General features: G+C 49.2%; 2 protein-coding genes and 1 pseudogene. All 3 read left to right on the forward strand.

Annotated features, from left to right (window positions below; translation table 11 throughout):
- The coding region (locus QZ506_RS20930) for an Rpn family recombination-promoting nuclease/putative transposase (protein ID WP_291973657.1) at positions 1–817 on the forward strand (817 nt) is incomplete at its 5' end.
- A 103-nt stretch (positions 818–920) separates the two neighbouring features.
- Positions 921–1,190 (forward strand): annotated as a pseudogene (locus QZ506_RS20935) (type II toxin-antitoxin system HicB family antitoxin); the annotation flags it as partial.
- Positions 1,191–1,442: 252 nt separating this feature from the next.
- The gene (locus tag QZ506_RS20940; protein WP_291973659.1) at positions 1,443–1,817 is read left to right on the forward strand and encodes a GtrA family protein; all 375 of its coding nucleotides are present in this window, start codon (positions 1,443–1,445) and stop codon (positions 1,815–1,817) included.
- Positions 1,818–1,942: the final 125 nt, after the last annotated feature.

Raw genomic sequence — 1,942 nt, forward strand, 5'->3', positions numbered from 1 at the left:
CGACTTCAGTACGTTGGCAATGGAGTCGGGCAGCTTTATCGAAGACGACCTGCGCACCCAGTGTTCGGATATGCTGTATTCCGTGCAGACAAAAACGGGGAAAGGTTATGTCTACACATTGATCGAGCACCAGAGTAGGCCCGAGAAGTTGATGGCGTGGCGTTTAATGCGTTATAGCATGGCAGCCATGCAGCGGCACTTGGAGCAAGGCAACGAGACCTTGCCCGTGGTCATCCCGCTCCTGTTCTACCACGGTACCACGTCGCACTACCCCTACAGCACCCAATGGCTCGATTGCTTTGCTGACCCTGAACTGGCAGAATCAGTCTATACACAGGCATTCCCGCTGGTTGATATCACCACAATACCGGATGACGAAATCCTGACACATCGGCGGGTAGCGCTGCTGGAACTGGTGCAGAAACATATTCGTACACGGGATATGCTGGAGCTAGCCGGAGATATCGCCCGCTTGCTTAATCTATGGTCAATACCAAAAGAACAGTTCCGTAGCCTGATGTACTATATTGTAGGTCGAGGTGAAACCTCAGACACCAGACAGTTTTTGCACACCATCGCGGCACAGACGCAAGATTATCAGGAGGATGTCATGACCATTGCAGAACAGCTACGGCAGGAAGGAGAGCAGCGGGGCATCCTGAAAGGACGCCAAGAAGGACGCCAAGAAGGCGAGCATAGTGCCTCACTTAAAATTGCAAGGCAACTTATCGCCAACGGTGTTGAACGCACCATCGTCAAAATGTCGACCGACCTGTCCGATGATGAGCTGGCTACCCTGTTCGACGATCGGCGCTAATTCCCCGTTTTTTCACCTTCGGGCGCTTCTGGCCACTCAATGTCAGTGGCATTCACACACCATAACCTAGCAAAGTACTACACGCCAGCGTCACTCCTTTTCTTTACTTTTGGAAGATGGCGAATCCGTGCCAGAAGCGACCCGCGTGGAAAACTGGCAGGCCAATCCAGATTATGTTAGTGTCGCGCGGGCGCTGGTTGATGTGGACGTCACCCGGCTGATGGGGAAAGCGGAAAAAATCAATGTCACGCTTCCTTCTTTGCTGATCCGCCGTATCGATTAGTTTGTCGCGGCGCCCCCTGAGTACGGTAGTCGCTCCGACTTCCTGTCCCGAGTCGCGGCTGGTAAAGTGATCGGACAAGAAAAACGTTAAGCCTTGAGAGGGGAAAGGGATAAGCACGGTTTTCTTCTTTAACAATGAAGATATTGTGCTTAAAGCCTCGCTTTTGATAGGCTTTGTTGAATAATAGTGATTCATGCTGTTTTGCCAAGCCAGTTTTGGTAGAAAATGCTTGTGCAGTCAGGTGTACAGTTTTCTCATGAGGCCTAACTGCATCATTTTTCGTTGCGAGGATCCGTCGTTTCACTGTGCTGCCAGCATAAAATCTATTTATTCAACAAAGCCATGTTCAAGCTATTTAGTCGATATGTTTCTGTTGGTGTTTTGAACACCGGAATTCACTGGTCATGCTTCGCTGCGCTGTTCAGTCTTATAGGGCTGAATCAAGCTTTATCGAATCTTGTCGCCTTCTGCGTAGCGGTGACGTTCAGCTTTATAGCTAATGCCAAATGGACATTCAAGGCAAAGGCAACAACTGGCCGCTATATAGCATTTGTCATCTTTATGGGGGCTATGGCGGCACTAACTGGTTACGTTGCCGATCTTATTCACGCACCTGCTGTCATCACCCTTATTGCTTTTTCGGGATTCAGCCTAGTTTCAGGGTTCATCTATTCAAAGTTCATTGTCTTTAGGGGGGGCTTAGGCTTTGTTGAATAATAGGTAATCATGCTGTTTTTCCATGCCAGTTTTGGTTGAAAATGCTTGTCATCTCAGGTGTACACTTTTCTCATGAGGCCTAACTGCATGATTTTACGTTGCGAGGATCCGTCGTTTCGCTGGGC

Source organism: Candidatus Symbiopectobacterium sp., assembly GCF_020054415.1.
In the GTDB taxonomy this organism is placed as follows: Bacteria; Pseudomonadota; Gammaproteobacteria; order Enterobacterales; family Enterobacteriaceae; genus Symbiopectobacterium.